Below are 1,122 nucleotides of genomic sequence, written 5' to 3'. Positions count from 1 at the left end.
GGAGAAGGGCGTGGGGGAGGGGAAGGGCGTGGGGGAGGTGGCCGCCGAGGCGGCTCCGGGTGGCGCCGCTGCCCAGGCTGCTCCGGGCAGCGCCGCTACCGACGCGGCTTCGGCCCGGTGAACACCCGGGGAGCCTCGGCGGCCGGGCGCGGCGAGCCGGGCGCGGCACCCGCGGTGCGCATCCGGCCGTACGCGTACACACAGCCCGCCAGAGCCAGATCGGACAGCAGCATGAACGCGATGGAGTACGAGTCCTTCGCGCTGTACACGGCACCCATCACCAGCGGTGGCACGAAGCCGCCCAGGCCGCCCATCGCGCCCACGATCCCGGTGACACTGCCCACCTGCCCCTGCGGGGTGACCCGCGCGACCAGCGCGAACACCGACCCGCTGGCCGTGCCGAGACCGGCGGCCGTCGCGAGCAGGAGAACCGTCGCGGTGGGCACGAGGACCGGGTCGAAGGACTGCAGCACGGCCAGCACCGCCACCAGGCCGAGCGCCCAGGCGGTCACGACGGCCGGGTGGACCCGGTCCGACAGCCAGCCGCCGACCGGCCGGAACACGACCGTGACCAGCGCGAACCCGGCGGCCCGGGTGCCGGCGTCGGTGGGACCGAGGTCGTACCAGGTCTTCAGATACGTCGGCAGATAGACGCCGAAGGCGACGATGCCGCCGAAGCCGATCGCGTACAGCGCCGACAGCTCCCACGTCACCCGCAGCCGGCCCGCCGCGGCGAGGCGGTCGGTGAGCGGGGTGGACGGGACCGGGCGGCCGGGCCGGTCGGTGATCAGCACGGCGGCCAGCACGGCGTACACGGCGAGGGCCAGCGCCAGCAGGAGGAACGGCAGGCTCTCGCCGTGCCGGTACAGGCGGGGCGTGAAGTAACCGGACAGCGCCACCCCGCCCATCCCCATACCGAACACCCCGAGCGCCGCGGCCCGGCGGGCGGGCGGGAACCACGAGTTGACCAACGGCACCCCGATGGCGAACGTCGTCCCGCCCAGCCCCAGCACGAACCCGACCAGGATCAGCGCCAGATAGTGGGACCTGGCGGGGATCAGCAGCAGCACCGGCACGATCGTCAACGCGCTCACCAGCGGGAACATCAGCCGCGCCCCGTAC

Annotated in this window: 1 protein-coding gene; it reads right to left on the bottom strand. The window is 74.2% G+C overall.

Translation table 11 applies throughout. The features are described from left to right. Positions 1 to 95: 95 nt before the first annotated feature. The coding region (locus CCN42_RS40900) for an MFS transporter (RefSeq protein ID WP_086742087.1) at positions 96 to 1,122 on the bottom strand (1,027 nt) is incomplete at its 5' end.

The organism is Streptomyces glaucescens (assembly GCF_002154375.1).
Lineage (GTDB): Bacteria > Actinomycetota > Actinomycetes > Streptomycetales > Streptomycetaceae > Streptomyces > Streptomyces glaucescens.
The sequence above is the reverse complement of the archived record's forward strand: the minus strand, read 5'-3'. Positions and strand labels throughout refer to the sequence as shown.